The following is an 18728-nucleotide window of genomic DNA, read 5'->3' as shown; positions in this document are numbered from 1 at the left end:
TTAACCGAACTTTTCTAAGAAGACTGGATGAAAACCCGCGACCGGATTCTCGAATGTGCTCTGCAATTGTTCAACGAAAAGGGCGAGCCGAACGTCTCCACCATGGAGGTGGCCAACGAAATGGGGATCAGCCCGGGCAACCTCTACTACCACTTTCACGGCAAGGAACCGCTGATTCTCGGGTTGTTCGACCGCTTCCAGAATGAACTGGCGCCGCTGCTTGATCCACCATCGGATGTGGAGTTGGCGCCGGAAGATTACTGGCTGTTTCTGCATTTGATCGTCGAGCGGCTGGCGCAGTACCGCTTTCTGTTTCAGGACCTGTCGAACCTCGCCGGGCGCTTGCCGAAGCTGGCCAAGGGGATTCGACATCTGCTCAATGCGTTGAAGCGCACGCTGGCGTCGTTGTTGGCGCGGTTGAAGGCTGCGGGGCAGTTGGTCAGTGATACGCAGGCGTTGGGGCAGTTGGTGGAGCAGATCACCATGACGTTGCTGTTTTCGCTGGATTATCAGCGGATTCTGGATCGTGAGGGGGAAGTGAGGCTGGTGGTTTATCAGATCATGATGCTGGTGGCGCCGCATCTGCTGCCGCCGGTGAAGGTCGCCACGGAGCGGATGGCTCTTCAGTATCTTGAAGACCATGACTGAATCAAAAGCCCCTCACCCTAGCCCTCTCCCGGAGGGAGAGGGGACTGATTGGGGGATGCTGTAGAAGTACGCCGACCTGCAGTGCGTTACCGAATCCATAATCGATAAGGTCTTTCAGGTCGGCGTATAGCGTGAGACACCTCGGTCGGTCCCCTCTCCCTCTGGGAGAGGGCTAGGGTGAGGGGCTGTTGGAATTCAGATACAAAAACGCCCGACCTTCACAGGCCGGGCGTTTTGTTTTGCCCTGAAGAATCAGGACTGACTGGTTGGCGTCGACGGGGTCGATGCAGCAGTCGGGGTAGCCACCGGAGTCGGTGCCGCGGCGGAGTTCGACGCGCTCACCGGAGCTGCCGGGGTGGCCGGCTTGGCTGCAGCAGGTGCTGCTGGCTTCGGCGCTGCGGCTTTCGGCGCGGCCGGTTTTTTCACTGCCGGTTTTTTCGCCGCAGCCGGTTTGGCTGCTGGCTTGGCAGCCGGTTTGGCGGCAGCGGTTTTCGCGGCTGGCTTGGCGGCTGGTTTCGCTGCAGTTTTGGCCGCAGGTTTTGCTGCCGGTTTGGCTGCGGCTTTGGCGGCAACCGGTTTGGCGGCTGCTTTGGCTGCTGGCTTGGCGGCAGCGGTTTTCGCTGCAGGCTTGGCCGCTGCTTTTGCTGCGGGTTTAGCGGCAGCTTTAGCCAATGGCTTGGCAGCGGATTTTGCCGCTGGTTTGGCCGCTGCGGTTTTCGCCGCCGGTTTTGCCGCAGCGGTTTTCGCCGCCACAGGTTGAGCCTTCAGACCGGTGAGTTTTTCGATCTGTTTGGTCAGTGTGTCGACCTTGCTGTTAAGTGCCTTGACCTCATTGCGGCTCGGTACACCCAGGCGCGAAATCGCGCTGTTCAGGCGCTTGTCGAAAGCCCCTTCCAGCTCGTCCCACTTGCCCAGTGCGCGATCTTTCACGCCGCTGATGCGCGACTTGGCCGAAGAAGCGGAGTCCTTGGCGGCATCGACTTTTTTGCCGACTGCGGACTTGGTGAGCTTCTCGGCTTTCTCGCCGTCTTTGACCAATGTATCGAAGAGCTTGCTGCCGTCAGTGTCGATCTTCGAGTACACGCCTAAACCAGCCAGCCAGATCTTGCGGGAGTAGTCTTCGACTTTCCCGATCCACGAGCTGCCTTCTTTATCGGTGTTCTTTTTACCAGCCATCCCGTTCTCCTTAAGATTTACGCGCGACGCGTTCGAGCAATGCCGTCAGCTCATCGAGCTTAGCAGAGAGTGTCTCAACGTCATGTTTAGACGGAATGCCGATACGATTCAAGGCGCTTGCTACGCGGGAGTCGAACGCCTTCTCGACCTTGTCGAGTTGAACTTCGACACGACCTTTGAAAGAACTCACTTCGCTCTTGGCTTCATCGATCTCGGCGTTGGCCGCTTCGAGTTTTTCGGTGACGGCTTTTTTGCCTTTCTTTTCAACAGTTTGACCAGCCTTGATCAGCTCTTGAAAGTACTCGCTACCCTCTTGGCCGACCTTGGCGTAGGCACCCAGGCCTGCCAGCCAGATCTTGCGGGCATAGGATTTGACGTCGCTCAGAGCAGAAGTCGAAGCGTCGATTTTTTTCTTCAAAATTACTTTGGCCATGGTGCACCTCACGCGCAGAAGGTTTGAGGAACTGCCCGCGAAAGTGTCGGGCTCAGGCACAAAGTAGGCAGAAAAATTAGAAACGGCACCCTAACAACTGACATAAACAGAGGGGGCACCACTAAACAAATGTAGGAGTGAGCCTGCTCGCGATAGCGGTGTATCAGTCAAAAATGGAGTCGACTGACAGACCGCTATCGCGAGCAGGCTCACTCCTACAGGGGATCGTGTTTCAGACCAGGGCTTTATCGAGGGCCTTCTCGATCTCGGCTTTGATCATGCCGCTCATGGCCGACATCATGATGCCCAGTTCCACGTCGACCTTGATCGAATCGTCCGCCACATGCACCGCGCCTTTCACGCCCGAGCGCTTGAGGTTCAAGGTGTCACCCGACCATTGCGGCTCCAGTCCGTATTGCTCGGAGAGTTTTTGCGCCAGCTTGTCGGCCTTCTCGCGGGCGGCTTCCTTGCCCAGATTGTGGGCACGCTCAACAGTGATTTTGGCCATTGATTGACTCCTGCTTTTTGAATGGGGCGAAAAAGATGTGTCGGTAAATCTTGACCGCCGCTGCGGCAAATCGTCCCGAAGGTTGCCCATCTTACCTTTAGCCATTCCAAGACAAAGCATGGCTTGGGGATTAGAATGTCGCGCATTCTCTTTTGGTGACAGCGATATGACTGATCAGCGCAAAGGCAGCGATGCCGAACCCACCACTCACTTCGGCTTCAAAAACGTTCCGGAAAGCCAGAAAGCGGAAAAAGTCGCTGAGGTTTTCCACTCGGTAGCCGCCAAGTACGACCTGATGAATGACCTTCTGTCGGGCGGCATGCACCGTCTGTGGAAGCGTTTCGCGATCGAACTCTCGGGTGTGCGCAGCGGTAACCGCGTGCTCGACATCGCCGGCGGTACCGGTGACCTGACCAAAAAATTCTCGCACCTGGTCGGCCCGACCGGTCAGGTGGTGCTGGCCGACATCAACGAATCGATGCTCAAGGTCGGCCGTGATCGTCTGCTCGATCTGGGTGTCGCCGGCAACGTCGAATTCGTTCAGGCGGACGCCGAAAAACTGCCGTTCCCGGACAATCATTTCGATTGCGTGACCATCGCCTTCGGCCTGCGCAACGTGACGCACAAGGAAGATGCCCTGCGTTCGATGCTGCGCGTGCTCAAGCCCGGCGGTCGTTTGCTGGTGCTGGAATTCTCCAAGCCAACCAACGCGCTGATGTCGAAAGCCTACGACGCCTACTCGTTCGCCTTCATGCCGCTGATGGGCAAGCTGATCACCAACGACTCGGAAAGCTATCGCTATCTGGCCGAATCGATCCGCATGCACCCGAATCAGGAAACCCTGAAGTCGATGATGGTCGACGCCGGTTTCGACCGCGTGACCTATCACAACATGACCGCAGGCATCGTCGCCCTGCACCGCGGCATCAAGCCCTGATGTTGCTCACCGGGCTGCTCGCCAGCGTTGAACTCGGCCTCAACCGGGTGCTGCGTCTCGACAGCACGGCGCTGCCGCGGCTGGCGCATTTGACCGGCAAGGTGATTGCCGTCGACTGCCGCAGCCCGGCGCTGCAACTGTTCATCTTGCCGAGCGACGAAGGTTTGATGCTGGCCTCGCACTGGGAAACCGCTGTCGACTGCACCCTGCGTGCGCCGGCCTCGAGCCTGATCAAACTGGCCGTGAGCAAAGACAAGACCGCGGTGCTGCACGCCCCGGAAGTCGAGCTCGATGGCGACAGCGGCGTGCTGCTGGAGCTGGCCGGTGTGCTGCAGGATCTTGAGCTCGACTGGGAGTACGAACTCTCGCGCTGGCTCGGCCCGGTGGCCACGCAACTGGTCGGAGGCCACCTGCGCAGCCGCGCACGCTGGTATCAACAAGGATTTGCCAGCCTCAACCAGAACCTCGCCGAATACCTCGCCGAAGAATCGCGCACCCTCGTCGGGCAGCGCGAAGCCGAAGCGCGGTTCAGCGAACTGGACCGGATCAAACTTGATCTGGAACGTCTCGAGGCGCGTTTCGAGCGCCTTTCCCGATCCCTCGACCCAAGCGATAACGCATGAAGCTGCTCGCCGTCCGCCGTCTGCTGCGCATCCAGTCTGTCGTGATCCGCTACCGCCTCGATGACCTGCTGTTCGATCTGCCGCTGCCCTGGTTTCTCCTGGCGCTGCGCTATGTGCTGCCGTGGCGCTGGTTCCCGCGCAAGCCGCTGGAGCTGAACCGGGGCGCGCGTCTGCGCCTGGCGTTGCAGGATCTCGGGCCGATTTTCATCAAATTCGGACAGATTCTCTCGACCCGCCGCGACCTGCTGCCGGAAGACATCGCCGATGAGTTGATGCTGTTGCAGGACCGCGTGCCGCCGTTCGATTCGCAGCTGTCGATCAAGCTGATCGAAGAACAGCTGGGCAAGAAAATCAGCGACGTGTTCAGCCGTTTCGACGTCGAACCGCTGGCCTCAGCTTCGGTGGCGCAGGTACATGCCGCGCAGCTGAAAACCGGCGAAGAAGTCGTGGTCAAAGTGATCCGTCCGGGTCTGAAGCCGATCATCGCGCAGGATCTGGCGTGGCTGTTCATCCTCGCCCGCGCCGCTGAAAAACTCTCGGCCGACGCGCGTTTGCTGCACCCGGTCGACGTGGTCCAGGACTACGAAAAAACCATCTACGACGAATTGGATCTGCTGCGCGAAGCGGCCAACGCCAGCCAGTTGAAGCGCAACTTCGAAGGTTCGCCGCTGCTCTACGTGCCGCAGGTCTACTGGGACTGGTGCCGGCCGAAAGTGCTGGTGATGGAACGCATCTACGGCATTCAGGTGACGGATCTGGCGACCCTCGCCGACCAGCGCACCGACATGAAAATGCTTGCCGAACGCGGTGTGGAGATTTTCTTCACTCAAGTGTTCCGCGACAGTTTCTTCCACGCCGACATGCACCCGGGCAACATTTTTGTCAGCACCGTCAATCCGTGGAGCCCGCAATACATTGCGATCGACTGCGGCATCGTCGGCAGCCTGACCCCGGAAGATCAGGATTATCTGGCGCGCAATCTGTTCGCGTTCTTCAAGCGTGACTACCGTCGTGTGGCGCAACTGCACATCGACTCGGGCTGGGTGCCGGCGGAAACCAAACTCAACGAATTCGAAGCGGCGATCCGTACGGTGTGCGAACCGATCTTCGAAAAACCGTTAAAAGATATTTCATTTGGCCAGGTGCTGATGCGTCTGTTCCAGACCGCACGACGCTTCAACATGGAAGTGCAGCCGCAACTCGTTCTGTTGCAAAAGACCTTGCTGAACATCGAAGGCCTCGGCCGCCAGTTGTATCCGGATCTGGATCTGTGGAACACCGCGCAGCCGTTTCTGGAGCGCTGGATGCGCGAGCGCGTCAGCCCGAAAGCCTTGCTCGGCAACGTGCAGAGCCAGTTCGAACAGCTGCCGCATTTGGCCAACATGGCTCGCGATCTGCTCGAACGCATGTCCCAGCCGCACGCCTACGACCCACCGCCGCCATGGCATAAACGCAAGGACGACTGGTTCCTGCGCCTGCTCGGTTGCGCGCATCTGGCCGGCGGGGTAATCCTCGCCATCGGTGGCCCGCTGCACGAATTGGGGCATTGGCCTGCGGGAATCATGGTGGCAGTCGGCTTGTATCTGGTCGTTCGCCGATAGCACGAATCAGCTGCAAGTTATAAGCTGCGAGCTGCAAGCCTGACGATACTGGAACACCGCAATCTGCTTTTACTTGCAGCTTGAAGCTCAAAGCTTGTAGCTGCGTTTCGGGAATTGAAGATGAAAAACTGGCTGGACGAGATCAAGTGGGACGCTGATGGCCTGGTGCCGGCGATTGCCCAGGATCACAAGACCGGACGCGTGCTGATGATGGCCTGGATGAACCGCGAGGCGCTCGAACTGACCGCTGCGGAAAACCGTGCAATCTACTGGTCACGTTCCCGTGGCAAGCTGTGGCGCAAGGGCGAAGAGTCCGGCCATGTGCAGACGCTGCATGAGATGCGTCTGGACTGTGACGCCGATGTGATCATCCTGATGGTTGAACAGATCGGCGACATCGCTTGCCATACCGGCCGTCAAAGCTGCTTTTATCGTGTCTTCGAAAACGGCGACTGGAAGACAGTCGACCCGGTCCTCAAAGATCCGCACGCAATCTATTCCGCAGGACACAAACATGAGTGACACCCTGACCCGCCTCGCTCAGGTACTTGAAGAGCGCAAAGGCGCAGCCGCCGACAGCTCCTATGTGGCTAGTCTGTATCACAAGGGTTTGAACAAGATTCTGGAGAAAGTCGGCGAAGAGTCGGTCGAAACCATTATTGCCGCCAAGGACGCCGCCATCAGCGGCGACTGCAGCGACGTGATCTACGAGACCGCCGACCTGTGGTTCCACAGCATGGTCATGCTCGCCCAACTGGGGCAGCATCCGCAGGCCGTACTGGATGAACTGGACCGTCGCTTCGGCCTGTCCGGACACGTCGAGAAAGCCTCGCGTCCGTCCGCCTGAACAATTTTTAGAGAGGAACAGCAACATGGGCATTTTTGACTGGAAACACTGGATCGTCATTCTGGTTGTCGTGGTGCTGGTGTTCGGCACCAAGAAACTGAAAAACCTCGGCACCGACGTTGGCGAGTCGATCAAGGGCTTTCGCAAAGCCATGAACGACGACGAAAAACCGGCCGCTGATCCTACCGTGACGCCTGCACAGCCAGTGCCACCGGTGCAGCCGCAAGCCACCGCTCAGGCCAACCCGCCGCACACCATCGACGTGCAGGCGCAGAAAGTCGAAGAGCCGATCCGCAAAGACGTGTGAGCACTGACTAATGTTTGGTATCAGCTTCTCTGAACTGCTGCTCGTCGGCCTCGTCGCCCTGCTGGTGCTGGGCCCCGAGCGTCTGCCGGGCGCTGCGCGCACCGCCGGCCTGTGGGTCGGTCGGCTGAAGCGCAGCTTCAACGCGATCAAACAGGAAGTTGAACGTGAAATCGGTGCCGACGAGATCCGTCGGCAACTGCACAACGAGCACATTCTGTCGCTGGAGCAGGAGGCGCGGAAGATTTTCAGTCCGGTTCAGCAAGAGCCGACGCCGGTTGAGCATGTGGGTCAGCAGACGATTCATGCGCCGACTGCACCCGTCGCGCCTGCTCCGACACCTGCACCTGCACCTGCACCTGCAACTGCTGCCGTTGTAGCGCCGACAGAACCGGCAGCCGTAGAAAACTCGGTTGAACACGTTGCGCCAAACGCCGCGCCGATCACACCAGCGCCTCACGACCCTACTCTGCCGCCGCGAGCCCCATGAGCGATCTCCCCGAAAACGACCAGCACATGCCGCTGGTTTCGCACCTCACCGAGTTGCGCACCCGTCTGCTGCGTTGTGTGGCGGCGATCTTCATCATCTTCGCCGGGCTGTTCGCCTTCACCCAGCAGATCTACACCTTCGTCTCGACGCCGCTGCGCCAGTACCTGCCGGTCGGCGCGACGATGATCGCTACTGATGTGTCGTCGCCGTTCCTGACGCCGCTGAAGCTGACCATGATGGTTTCGCTGTTCCTCGCGATCCCGGTGATCCTGCATCAGATCTGGGGCTTTATCGCGCCGGGCCTGTACAAGCATGAGAAACGCATCGCGGTGCCGCTGCTGGTGTCGAGCATCCTGCTGTTCTACACCGGCATGGCGTTCGCCTATTACTTCGTGTTCCCGCTGATCTTCAAATTCTTCGCCGCGGCCACTCCGGCTGGCGTGGAAATGATGACCGACATCGCCAGTTACCTTGATTTCGTCATGACGCTGTTCTTTGCCTTCGGCGTGGCGTTCGAAATCCCGGTGGCCGTGGTGCTGCTGGTGTGGATCGGCGTCGTTGACGTCGCCTACCTGAAGAAGATCCGCCCGTACGTGATCATCGGCTGCTTCGTGGTCGGCATGATCCTGACGCCGCCGGACATCTTCTCGCAGACCCTGCTGGCCGTGCCGATGTGGATGCTGTTCGAAATCGGCATCCTGTTCGGTGGCTTGATCAGCAAGCGCGAACGTCCGGACGAAACCCCGGCCGACGACCACAACGACCAGCCGCCAGCGACCCAGGCATGAACCTGCTGTTGCTCGAAGAGGCCGACTTTATCGCGGCCGACCGCGTGGTGCTGCGTGATCGGCGCTTGACGCACATGCAGGAAGTCCACCGTTCGGAAGTCGGTGACAGCCTGCGCGTTGGCCGTATCAATGGGCTGATGGGTTCGGCTGAACTGCTGCGCCTCGAAGCGGGTGAAGCCGAGTTGCGCGTCAGCCTCGATCAGCCACCGCCGGCCAAGCTGCCGCTGACGCTGGTGCTGGCCCTGCCGCGCCCGAAAATGCTCCGCCGAGTGTTTCAGACCGTGGCGACCATGGGCGTGTCCAAGGTGATTCTGGTCAACAGCTATCGGGTCGAAAAAAGCTTCTGGCAGACACCGTTTCTTGAGCCTGAGGCGATTCGCGAAAACTTGATCCTCGGCCTCGAACAGGCCCGCGATACCGTGTTGCCGGAAATCATCATCGAAAAGCGCTTCAAGCCTTTCGTTGAAGACCGACTGCCGGCGATTACCGAAGGCACTCTCGGTCTGGTCGGCCATCCCGGTAACTATCCGCCGTGCCCACGCGCCCTCAACGAACCCGTGACCCTGGCCATCGGCCCTGAAGGCGGCTGGATCCCCTACGAAATCGATCTGCTGGCCAAGTCCGGCCTGCATCCGGTGCAATTGGGTGATCGAATTCTGCGCGTCGAAACCGCCGTCACCGCCCTCCTCGCCCGGCTCTTCTGATTCTTCGCACCAGATAAATGGTGTTACAGATTGCCATCATTCGGCCGATACCTTCTCCATAAGTCCAATTAGTGGTCCGAAGGGAGTGGTCGCATGTACCGTTGGTTAGCCGAGAGTCTTGGAAACGTCAGCGTCAAACGCAAGCTGGGCATCGGTTTCGGCCTGGTGCTGTTGCTGACACTGTTGATCACCTTCACCGGCTGGACCGGCATGAGCGGCATCATCAGCCGCGGTGACAAACTCGGCTTTATCTCCAGCCTCAACGAGCTGACCAAGGACCTGCGCCTGGCGCGCATGGACTACGACATGCGTCGCGGCGAGCAGGGACCGGGCACGGTCAACGAATTCCTGAGCAAACTCGAAAGCGGTCTGCAATCGGCACGCGACATGATCGAGCAGCCGTCCGATGTGGCGATGGTCGATCAACAATTGGCTGCCGTGGCCGAATACAAGCGTGCCTTCGGCGAAATGACACAGGCCACCGTACAGCGTGAAGACGCACGCAGCAAACTAGGCGCCAATGCCGACAATGCCGTATCCAAGGTCGGCGAGGTCGAGAGCGCACTGCTGCAAGGCGACAGCGTCGCGCAATACAACGCGGTGATCGAACTGAGCAAACTGCTGCAGCAAGCGCGATATCAGGTGCGCGGTTACACCTACAGCGGCAAGGCCGATGCCGAGCAACCAGCCCTGACCGCGATCGACAATGCCCTGAAAAACCTCGAAAGCCTGCCGTCCCGCGTCCCAGATCAGCATATCGCCAACCTGCAGCAAGCCACCGACTCGCTTAAGGCTTACCGTGCAGCCGTGGCTCAATTCCGTGATTCTCAAGTAAAAAACGCCGCAGCACTGGCCAACATGTCTGCTCAGGGCGACATTTTGATCGCCGTCAGCAAGAAACTGACCGAATCGCAGACCGTGGTTCGCGACACCGACGCTGCACGCGCCAAGAACCTGCTGCTGATCGCCACCGCGCTGGCCGTAGCGTTCGGCTTGCTGGCCGCCTGGGCGATCACCCGGCAAATCATCATCCCGCTGAACCAGACCCTGAAAGTCGCCGAGCGCGTCGCTGCCGGTGACCTCACCCACAATCTGGTGTCCCTGCGCCGCGATGAACTGGGCCAACTGCAACGCTCGATGCAGAGCATGACCCAGGGTCTGCGCGAACTGGTGGGCGGCATCAGCGATGGTGTCACCCAGATCGCCAGCGCTGCCGAAGAACTCTCGGCCGTGACCGAGCAGACCAGTGCCGGGGTCAATAATCAGAAAATCGAGACCGATCAGGTCGCCACCGCCATGAACGAAATGGCCGCCACCGTGCAGGAAGTCGCGCGCAACGCCGAGGAAGCGTCTGAAGCTGCCGTAGCTGCCGACCAACAAGCCCGCGAAGGCGACAAGGTCGTCGGCGAAGCCATCGCGCAGATCGAGCGTCTGGCGGTTGAAGTCGGTCATTCCACCGAAGCCATGGGCGAGCTCAAGCGTGAAAGCGACAAGATCGGCAGCGTCCTCGACGTGATCAAATCCGTGGCCCAGCAAACCAACCTGCTGGCCCTCAACGCGGCCATCGAGGCTGCGCGTGCCGGTGAAGCCGGACGTGGTTTTGCCGTGGTCGCCGATGAAGTACGCAGCCTCGCCCAGCGCACGCAGAAGTCCACCGAAGAGATCGAAGAGCTGATCGTCGGCCTGCAAAACGGCACCCAGCAAGTGGCGACGATCATGGACAACAGCCGCACCCTCACCGACAGCAGCGTTGAGTTGACCCGTCGCGCGGGCGGTTCACTGGAAAGCATCACCCGCACGGTTTCGGCGATTCAGGCGATGAATCAGCAGATTGCGGCAGCGGCCGAGCAGCAGAGCGCGGTGGCTGAAGAGATCAACCGTAGCGTGCTGAATGTTCGGGATGTCTCGGATCAGACGTCGGCGGCGAGTGAAGAGACCGCGGCTTCCAGCGTTGAGCTGGCACGTCTGGGGACCCATCTGCAGATGCTGGTCGGTCGATTCAAGGTCTAGCCCAATGATCGTTCCCACGCTCTGCTTGGGAATGCATCCTGCGACGCTCCGCGTCGCGCATACAAAGGGACGCGGAGCGTCCCGGGCGGCATTCCCACGCGGAGCGTGGGAACGATCTGGTACTACAAGACCTGACGCAAGAAGGCCTGAGCGCGCGGATCCTTCGGCGCATCAAAGAACTCTGCCGGTGCAGCATCTTCAAGCAATTTACCGTGATCGAAGAACAACACCCGATCCGCCACTTCCCGGGCAAAGCCCATCTCGTGGGTCACGCAGACCATAGTCATGCCTTCCACGGCCAGGTTTTTCATCACGTCCAACACCTCACCGACCATCTCAGGGTCAAGCGCCGAGGTCGGCTCATCGAACAGCATGACCTTCGGCTCCATCGCCAGCGCCCGGGCAATCGCCACGCGCTGTTGCTGACCGCCGGACAGGCGTGACGGAAACTCGTTGGCCTTCTGCGCAATCCCGACCTTTTGCAGCAACTCCATCGCCTTGGCTTCGCGCTCTTTCTTGCCGCGCTTGCGCACGACTTTCTGCGCCAGACAGAGGTTTTCCAGCACGGTCATGTGCGGGAACAGGTTGAAATGCTGAAACACCATGCCGACTTCACGACGGTAGGCGTTGACGTCGGTTTTCGGGTCGGCCAGTTGCAGGCCGTCGATGCTCACCGAGCCGGAATCGAATTCTTCCAGGCCATTGAGGCAACGCAGGAAGGTCGACTTGCCGGAACCGGACGGGCCGATCACTACCAGCACTTCGCCCTTGGCCACCGTGGTACTGACGTTATCCACCGCGCGCACCACTTGCCCACGGGTGTCGAAGACTTTTACCAGATCGCGGACTTCAATCACTTTGCGCGAGCCTCCGCTCAAGCCGGCTGGCGATTTTCGACAGCGGCAGGTTGATCAACAGGTACAGACCGGCGACGCAGAACAGGATTTCGAACGGCGAGAACGATGTGGTGATGACTTCACGGCCGCTTTTCAGCAGCTCGGTGATGGCGATTACCGACACCAGCGAGGTGTCCTTGACCAGACTGATGAACTGCCCGGCCAGCGGCGGCAGCACGCGTTTGAACGCTTGCGGCAGCACCACATGGCGCATCGACTGACCCGCGCTCAAGCCGAGCGAACGCGCCGCTTCGTTCTGGCCACGGGCAATCGACTGCACGCCGGAACGGATGATTTCCGCCACATACGCGCCGGTGAACAGCGACAGCGCGGCGATCCCGGCGAACTCGCGGGACAGGTTCATCACCGTACCGATGAAGAAGTAGAAAATGAAAATCTGCACCAGCAGCGGCGTGCCGCGCACCAGCTCGACGTAGATCGTCGAGAGGTCGCGCAGGGTCGGGTTGTTCGACAGCCGGCACAGGCCAGTGACCAGGCCGATCAGCAAACCCAGGACACCGGAAACAACTGACAGCCAAAGCGTCGTCCACAGGCCCCACAACAACGGTCCTGCCGCCCAATGCCGAGTGACGCCCACGACGTCACCTTCGGCGACATCGTCGCCCTGAGCGAATTGCAGGCTGTTTTCGTCGACGGTCAGGTGCTGCTCGTCACCGGCGTCGTTGCGCAAAGTGACTTGCGCGCTGCTGCCCTTGCGCACGAGTTCGGTGACGGTGGAAATGTCCGTGGCACGCTGGGTTTCTTCCGCCTGATAGGCGAAGTACTGCGGCACGCGGTTCCAGCGCCATTCGTAGGACATCAGCGACGTCGCGTAATACAACGCGCCCGCGAGGCCGACCAGCACCAGCACGGTGAGGACGTGCCAGGGCCATTGGGCTTTTTTATGTTTCATTGCAGGTTCCGGATTTTGTGTTGCTCTGGAGGGCCTCTTCGCGAGCAGGCTCGCTCCCACAGGGGAATGCATTCCAATGTGGGAGCGAGCCTGCTCGCGAATGGGGCGACTCGGTCTATGCGACCGGGCTTATTCCATGTCCTTGAGCCACTCGGTGCTCTTGAACCACTTGTCATGGATGCGATCGTAGGTGCCGTCTTCGTGGATCTGGTGCAGGAAGTTGTTGATGAAGTTGAGGCTGTCGTAATCACCCTTCTTCAGACCAAACGCCAAAGGCTCGTAGGTGAACGGTTTGTCGAGGAACACCAGTTTGCCGGCACCGACCTTGGTCACCGCAACCACGTTGTACGGCGCATCGTAGATGAAGGCATCCGCTTTGCCGTTGACCACGTCGAGCACGGCTTCCTGCTCGTTGTCGTAGCCGTGGTACTTGGCTTTGGAGATCAGCTTCTTGGCGACCATCTCACCGGTGGTGCCGAGCTTGGAGGTGATGCGGTAGTCGGCGGTGTTCAGGTCTTTGTACGACTTGATGGTGCCTTCCAGCTCCTTGCGGATCAGCAGGGTCTGGCCGACCACGATGAACGGTTCGCTGAAGTTCAGGCGCAGATTGCGTTCCTGAGTCAGGGTCATGCCGCTGCCGATCATGTCGAACTTGTCGGTCATCAGCGCCGGGATGATGCCGTCGTACCCGGTCGAAACCAGTTCCAGTTTGACGCCCATAGCCTTGGACATGGCTTTGAGGATGTCGACTTCAAAGCCGATGATTTCGCCGCGCTTGTTGGTCATTTCGAACGGCATGTAGGTCGGATCCATACCGACTTTCAACGTGCCGCGCTTGACCGCGTCATCGATTGCGCCGGCCTGCGCCGCATTGACTGCAACCAGTGCCGTGACGCCGACCAGCAGCATCGACAGATACTTCTTCATCTTCAAGTCCCCAAAACCATTGCGTGTGCGGCGCGAAAACCAACAGAGACAGGCAAAAAAGCCCGGGTGCGCCAATTCGGGGACGGATGCTAACGCACTCGTTTTTTTGCACAAGGTTTAATGGACGATTTGTTTAACAATCAAGAGCTGACCCTCACCCCAGCCCTCTCCCCTAGGGAGAGGGGGCCGACCGAGGTGTCTCAAGCTATACGCCGACCTGAAAGATCGAGTCGATTATGGATTCAGCACAGCAAGATCAGGTCGGCGTACCTCTGCAGCATCCCCCAATCGGTCCCCTCTCCCTCTGGGAGAGGGCTAGGGTGAGGGGCTTTTCAGCGCCATAAAAAAACCCCGCATTATCGCGGGGTTTCTTTATCAGGCCGGCTGAGCCTGCAGGCTCACCGGTCGCAACGGCAGCAGCGGCGCATGCGGATCAGCTTTCACCGAAGCCCGCCACGCATCCAGCCACTCAGTGTGACCTTCCGCCCAGACCTGCTCGTGCAAACGCGCCAGTGCCACAGGGTCGCTCAGCAATTGCAGACGATCATGGTTGTTCAGCCCGACCGGGCCAACCTTGATCGCGTGACGCACACGTTCCTGACGCAGCCACTCGATCGGCTCGGCCTGACCGTGACGCGAAGTCGCCAGCGAGCACGCCAAAGCGTTCTGCTGTGGATCAACCACCGCGCGGACAAAGCCGTCGTTGAGGGCGTGGTAACGATTTTCGTGGGTGTACTGATCGGTCGCCAGCAGCGCCTGTGGCGGATTGTATTCCTCTGGGATGAGGAACAGGCTCTCGTCACGGGACTTCAGACCCAGCCCGACACGGCTGGAGATCACGGAAACCGGGATCGACAGCATCAGCGAACCGACGATCGGCACCAGCCACCAGAGGAAGCTCGGATTCAGCCAGATCACCAGCAGCGCCCAGCAGAAGCCCAGCAGGGTCTGCGGGCCGTGGCGTTTGACCGCTTCGCTCCAAGGCGTCGAGTCGTCGTCACGCTGCGGGGAATTCCAGGTCGCGGCCCAGCCGAGGAACGCGGCCAGAACGAAACGGGTGTGGAAAATCATCCGCACCGGCGCCAGCAGCATGGAAAACAGCATCTCCAGCAGCATCGACAGGGTCACCTTGAACTTGCCGCCGAACTCTTTCGCGCCCTTGGCCCAGATCAGGATGATGCTCAACAGTTTCGGCAGGAACAGCAGCACGATGGTCGTCGAGAACAGCGCGATCGCCTTGTCCGGGTGCCATTGTGGCCACAGCGGATAGAGCTGACGCGGTTCGAGGAAGTACTGCGGCTCCATCAGCGTGTTCACCGCCAGCAGCGCGGTCGACAACACCAGGAAGAAGAACCACAACGGCGCCGACAGGTACGACATCACGCCCGTCAGGAACACCGCACGGTGCACCGGGTGCATGCCTTTGACCAGGAACAGACGGAAGTTCATCAGGTTGCCGTGGCACCAGCGACGGTCACGCTTGAGTTCGTCGAGCAGGTTCGGCGGCAGTTCTTCGTAGCTGCCCGGCAGGTCGTAGGCAATCCACACGCCCCAACCGGCACGGCGCATCAGCGCGGCTTCAACGAAGTCGTGAGACAGAATCGCACCGGAGAACGCGCCCTTGCCCGGCAACGGCGCCAAGGCGCAGTGGTCGATAAACGGCTTCATGCGGATGATCGCGTTGTGACCCCAGTAGTGCGATTCACCCAACTGCCAGAAGTGCAGACCGGCGGTAAACAGCGGGCCATAAACGCGGGTCGCAAACTGCTGCATGCGCGCATACAGCGTGTCCATGCCCGACGCACGCGGCGCGGTCTGGATGATCCCGGCGTCCGGCGTGGCTTCCATCAAGCGCACCAGACTGGTCAGGCACTCGCCGCTCATCACCGAGTCGGCGTCGAGGACGACCATGTACTTGTAGTCACCGCCCCAGCGACGGCAGAAGTCATCGAGGTTGCCGCTCTTGCGTTTCACACGACGGCGACGGCGACGGTAGAAGATCTTGCCGAAGCCCTTGGCTTCGCGGCAGACATCCAGCCAGGCTTGTTGCTCGGCGACGCAGATGTCGGTGTCGTTACTGTCGCTGAGGACGAAAAAGTCGAAGCGATCCAGATCACCAGTAGCAGCCACCGACTCGAACGTTGCGCGCAGACCGGCGAACACGCGCGGTACGTCTTCGTTGCAGATCGGCATGACCAACGCGGTGCGCGCGTCTTTGGCAATCGGCTCGTTGCCGGCGCTTTTGCCGGAGATACGGTATTTATCGTGACCGGTGAGCAACTCGAGAAAGCCCATCAACGCGGTCCAGAAACCTGCCGAGACCCAGCAGAACAGAATCCCGAACAGAATCAGGATGCTGGTTTGCAGCGCATACGGCAGCACTTGCGTAGCGGTTTGCAGCAGTGGCTGGTGCAGGACTTCTTCGAGATCGACAAACGACCAGCCCTGGTACGGCATGATGCCTTTCATGTACCAGCCGGCAACGATGGTCTGGCCGAGCATCAGCAGCAACAGGATGTAGCGACGGATCGAACCGACGGTGCGCCAGCGCGCGGCCGGCAAGACGTTTTCGTCTTTCGGCGGTTGCGGCGGGTTGGTGCGACCGGTCATACGGCGCCAGCCACGCACCAGAATATTGGTGCGCCACGGCTCCGGCACAACCTTGGTCCGACGGATCGGCGGCGTAGCCTTCATGCTGACGCGACCACTGGCGTCGAGCACCAGCATCTCCGCGTCTTCAAGTTCTTCGGCGGTGCTCAGGGTCAGGCGCTTGCCCACCGAAGCCTGGGCGGCCTCGGCAGGGGCGTCGAACGTCGAGGACGACAGGCGTTCATGCAGCTCGCTGAACGACTGGCAACCCGCGAGTTCCGCGCGCTGCTCGTCGGTCATCGGCAGATGCGCCAGATACTCGGACAGAGTCTCTGGCTGTACTTGAGAGTTACTCATCGGCAGGCAACTGATAGCTCCAGGTCTCGGTCAGGACTTCTTCAGTCGGTGCCGATTCCGGTGTGGCTGGGGCCGCGTCGGCAGCAACAGGCTGCTTGGCGTCTTTGTTGGCCTTGTCCTTGGCATCTGCAGCTGGCTTGGCGTCGGCCTGTTTGGCCTCGGCGGCTTTGGCTTCCCTGTCGATTTTCTCTTGTTGCTTGGCGGCAACCTTGTCGGCCTTGGCAACGGACGAGTTGGACGCCGGCACCGAAGACTTGGCCAGATCAGCCGTGACGATTGGCTGCACCAGCGCGGCACGCATCTCGATCGACTTGCTCGCGTCCTTGATCTTCATGCGCAGGGTCAAGCGCCAGCCTTTGGTTTCCGGGTTGTAGCGCACGCTGTTCTCAACCAGTTCGGCGTTGTCGCCGACGCTGACCTGACTGCGCACGTCGGCATCCGGTGCCAGAGCAGCCAGCGATGGACCTTCGAAGTCGACCAGGTAAGCAACGCTGCCATCCGGCTGACGGATCAGGTTCGATTGCTTGACGTCACCGGTCGAACGCAGGGTCTGCGATACCCAGGCGCTGTCCGGCGCATGAATCGCCGCTTCGTCCATGGTCCAGTGCATGCGGTAAGCGAAGTCCAGCGGCTGACCCGGCTCCGGCATTTTTTCCGGGCTCCAGAACGCAACGATGTTGTCGTTGGTTTCATCGGCAGTTGGAATTTCTACCAGATCAACGGTGCCTTTGCCCCACTCGCCCTTCGGCTCGATCCAGGCGCTTGGGCGCTTGTCGTAGCGGTCGTCGAGGTCTTCGTAGTGGCTGAAGTCGCGGCCACGTTGCAGCAGACCGAAACCACGCGGGTTCTCGACGCTGAAGTTGCTCACGGCCAGGTGTTTCGGGTTGTTCAGGGGACGCCAGATCCACTCGCCGTTGCCGGCATGAATCGACAGACCGCTGGAGTCATGCAGTTCGCGACGGTAGTTGAGGACTTTCGACGGCTGGTTGGCGCCGAACAGGAACATGCTGGTCAGCGGCGCGATGCCCAGTTTGCCAACCTTGTCACGCAGGAACATCTGCGCTTTGACGTCGACAATGGTGTCGCTGCCCGGACGCAGGATCAGACGGTAGGCACCGGTGGCGCGCGGCGAATCCAGCAGGGCGAAAATCACCAGGTGCTTGTCGCCCGGCTTCGGCTGTTGAATCCAGAACTCGCGGAAACGCGGGAATTCTTCGCCCGACGGCAGTGCGGTATCAATCGCCAGACCACGGGCCGAGAGACCGTAGGTGTGGCCCTTGCCGACAACGCGGAAGTAACTCGCGCCGAGCATGGTCATGATTTCGTCTTGCTTGTCGGCCTTGTTGATCGGGTACAGCACACGGAAACCGGCATAACCCAGTTGTTCGGTGGCTTTCGGATCGAATTTCAGGTCGCCGAAATCGAAGCGCGTCGGATCGTATTTGATCTCTTCGACGGTGTTCGCCGTGATTTCGTTGATTTTCACCGGTGTATCGAAGTGCATACCCTGGTGATAGAACGACAGTTTGAACGGGGTCTTCTGATCAGCCCACTCAGCCTTTTCGGTGAGGAAGCGGATTTTCTGATAATCCGCGAACTTCATGTCGCGGAATTCGTTCGGCAGGTTGCTGCGCGGGGCTTCGAACTTCTGCCCGGCCAGTTCTTTAGCCTTCGCCGATACATCGTCAAGATTGAACGCCCAAAGCTGGCCGGCGCTGAGCAGGCACAGGAGCGCCGAACCCGCTACCAGGGCACTTCGCATGCGTTTGGCAGACATTTTTGCTGCATTACAGGGACTAACAATCACGAGCAACCCTCGCCGAAAACAGATCAAAAAACCAACGGCCAGCTATCTATATGCCAGGTTGGCGAGCATTGTTCCGACTCCGCTGGGGCAAAATGATTCCCCAATCGGATCCGGACAAGTCTCTACCTAAGTGAAAATGGATCAGCGAACGCTGATCCCAGTGCGCGCGA

At 59.9% G+C, this 18728-nt stretch carries 19 protein-coding genes and 1 pseudogene; 12 read left to right on the top strand and 8 right to left on the bottom strand.

The features are described from left to right. The first annotated feature begins 27 nt into the window (after window positions 1-27). Window positions 28-648 (top strand): TetR/AcrR family transcriptional regulator, encoded by a 621-nt coding sequence (locus tag CCX46_RS01995; protein ID WP_127925521.1) that lies wholly within the window; start codon window positions 28-30, stop codon window positions 646-648. 252 nt (window positions 649-900) lie between these two features. On the opposite strand, the gene CCX46_RS01990 is transcribed toward CCX46_RS01995, so the two are convergent. The 3 genes from CCX46_RS01990 to CCX46_RS01975 all read right to left on the bottom strand — a co-directional run bounded on the left by CCX46_RS01990 (window position 901) and on the right by CCX46_RS01975 (window position 2765). After that, window positions 901-1824, bottom strand: a complete 924-nt coding sequence (locus CCX46_RS01990) for a phasin family protein (RefSeq protein WP_095120733.1) — start codon at window positions 1822-1824, stop codon at window positions 901-903. Window positions 1825-1834: 10 nt separating this feature from the next. Further along, on the bottom strand, window positions 1835-2257 hold the full coding sequence (locus CCX46_RS01985) for a phasin family protein (protein ID WP_025110281.1): 423 nt from the start codon (window positions 2255-2257) through the stop codon (window positions 1835-1837). 232 nt (window positions 2258-2489) lie between these two features. Then, window positions 2490-2765, bottom strand: coding sequence for a polyhydroxyalkanoic acid system family protein (locus CCX46_RS01975; protein WP_077570393.1), 276 nt, complete (start codon window positions 2763-2765; stop codon window positions 2490-2492). A 166-nt stretch (window positions 2766-2931) separates the two neighbouring features. Between CCX46_RS01975 and ubiE the strand changes: the two genes are divergently transcribed. The 11 genes and pseudogenes from ubiE to CCX46_RS31080 all read left to right on the top strand — a co-directional run bounded on the left by ubiE (window position 2932) and on the right by CCX46_RS31080 (window position 11069). Continuing rightward, window positions 2932-3702 carry a bifunctional demethylmenaquinone methyltransferase/2-methoxy-6-polyprenyl-1,4-benzoquinol methylase UbiE gene (gene ubiE, locus CCX46_RS01970; RefSeq protein WP_008080626.1) on the top strand — a complete coding sequence of 257 codons (771 nt, stop codon included), beginning with the start codon at window positions 2932-2934 and terminating at the stop codon, window positions 3700-3702. Continuing rightward, window positions 3702-4325 carry a ubiquinone biosynthesis accessory factor UbiJ gene (locus CCX46_RS01965; RefSeq protein WP_034152973.1) on the top strand — a complete coding sequence of 208 codons (624 nt, stop codon included), beginning with the start codon at window positions 3702-3704 and terminating at the stop codon, window positions 4323-4325. The genes ubiE and CCX46_RS01965 overlap by 1 nt, the downstream gene beginning before the upstream one ends. Then, a complete protein-coding gene (ubiB, locus tag CCX46_RS01960) occupies window positions 4322-5926 on the top strand; it encodes a ubiquinone biosynthesis regulatory protein kinase UbiB (RefSeq protein WP_102899530.1) in 1605 nt (534 codons plus the stop codon). Before CCX46_RS01965 ends, ubiB begins: the two co-directional genes overlap by 4 nt. 120 nt (window positions 5927-6046) lie before the next feature. Further along, window positions 6047-6448, top strand: a complete 402-nt coding sequence (hisI, locus tag CCX46_RS01955) for a phosphoribosyl-AMP cyclohydrolase (protein WP_007909357.1) — start codon at window positions 6047-6049, stop codon at window positions 6446-6448. Continuing rightward, window positions 6441-6773, top strand: coding sequence for a phosphoribosyl-ATP diphosphatase (locus CCX46_RS01950; protein WP_003220849.1), 333 nt, complete (start codon window positions 6441-6443; stop codon window positions 6771-6773). Before hisI ends, CCX46_RS01950 begins: the two co-directional genes overlap by 8 nt. Before the next feature lie 25 nt (window positions 6774-6798). Beyond that, window positions 6799-7080 carry a twin-arginine translocase TatA/TatE family subunit gene (locus CCX46_RS01945; RefSeq protein ID WP_003220847.1) on the top strand — a complete coding sequence of 94 codons (282 nt, stop codon included), beginning with the start codon at window positions 6799-6801 and terminating at the stop codon, window positions 7078-7080. A gap of 10 nt (window positions 7081-7090) precedes the next feature. Then, a complete protein-coding gene (gene tatB, locus CCX46_RS01940) occupies window positions 7091-7567 on the top strand; it encodes a Sec-independent protein translocase protein TatB (RefSeq protein WP_127925520.1) in 477 nt (158 codons plus the stop codon). Next, window positions 7564-8355, top strand: coding sequence for a twin-arginine translocase subunit TatC (tatC, locus tag CCX46_RS01935; protein WP_038360030.1), 792 nt, complete (start codon window positions 7564-7566; stop codon window positions 8353-8355). The genes tatB and tatC overlap by 4 nt, the downstream gene beginning before the upstream one ends. After that, a complete protein-coding gene (locus CCX46_RS01930) occupies window positions 8352-9059 on the top strand; it encodes a 16S rRNA (uracil(1498)-N(3))-methyltransferase (RefSeq protein WP_127925519.1) in 708 nt (235 codons plus the stop codon). Before tatC ends, CCX46_RS01930 begins: the two co-directional genes overlap by 4 nt. 93 nt (window positions 9060-9152) lie before the next feature. Next, window positions 9153-10214: pseudogene (locus CCX46_RS31085) on the top strand (methyl-accepting chemotaxis protein); the annotation flags it as partial. Beyond that, complete coding sequence (locus tag CCX46_RS31080) at window positions 10197-11069, top strand: methyl-accepting chemotaxis protein (RefSeq protein WP_371857741.1); 873 nt, start codon at window positions 10197-10199, stop codon at window positions 11067-11069. The pseudogene CCX46_RS31085 and the gene CCX46_RS31080, both read left to right, overlap by 18 nt. Before the next feature lie 122 nt (window positions 11070-11191). Here the strand turns inward: CCX46_RS31080 and CCX46_RS01920 are convergent, their stop codons facing one another. The 5 genes from CCX46_RS01920 to CCX46_RS01900 form a co-directional block, all read right to left on the bottom strand. Continuing rightward, window positions 11192-11926 (bottom strand): amino acid ABC transporter ATP-binding protein, encoded by a 735-nt coding sequence (locus CCX46_RS01920; protein WP_095120739.1) that lies wholly within the window; start codon window positions 11924-11926, stop codon window positions 11192-11194. Continuing rightward, a complete protein-coding gene (locus tag CCX46_RS01915) occupies window positions 11919-12878 on the bottom strand; it encodes an amino acid ABC transporter permease (RefSeq protein ID WP_127925517.1) in 960 nt (319 codons plus the stop codon). The genes CCX46_RS01920 and CCX46_RS01915 overlap by 8 nt, the downstream gene beginning before the upstream one ends. A 129-nt stretch (window positions 12879-13007) precedes the next feature. Continuing rightward, a complete protein-coding gene (locus CCX46_RS01910) occupies window positions 13008-13805 on the bottom strand; it encodes a transporter substrate-binding domain-containing protein (protein WP_034152980.1) in 798 nt (265 codons plus the stop codon). A gap of 375 nt (window positions 13806-14180) precedes the next feature. Beyond that, the gene (gene mdoH / locus CCX46_RS01905; RefSeq protein ID WP_127925516.1) at window positions 14181-16751 is read right to left on the bottom strand and encodes a glucans biosynthesis glucosyltransferase MdoH; all 2571 of its coding nucleotides are present in this window, start codon (window positions 16749-16751) and stop codon (window positions 14181-14183) included. Next, window positions 16744-18528: a glucan biosynthesis protein G gene (locus CCX46_RS01900; protein WP_177413845.1), complete on the bottom strand. Its 1785-nt coding sequence runs from the start codon at window positions 18526-18528 to the stop codon at window positions 16744-16746. Before CCX46_RS01900 ends, mdoH begins: the two co-directional genes overlap by 8 nt. Window positions 18529-18728: the final 200 nt, after the last annotated feature.

Source organism: Pseudomonas sp. RU47 (assembly GCF_004011755.1).
In the GTDB taxonomy this organism is placed as follows: Bacteria; Pseudomonadota; Gammaproteobacteria; order Pseudomonadales; family Pseudomonadaceae; genus Aquipseudomonas.
The sequence above is the reverse complement of the archived record's forward strand: the minus strand, read 5'-3'. Positions and strand labels throughout refer to the sequence as shown.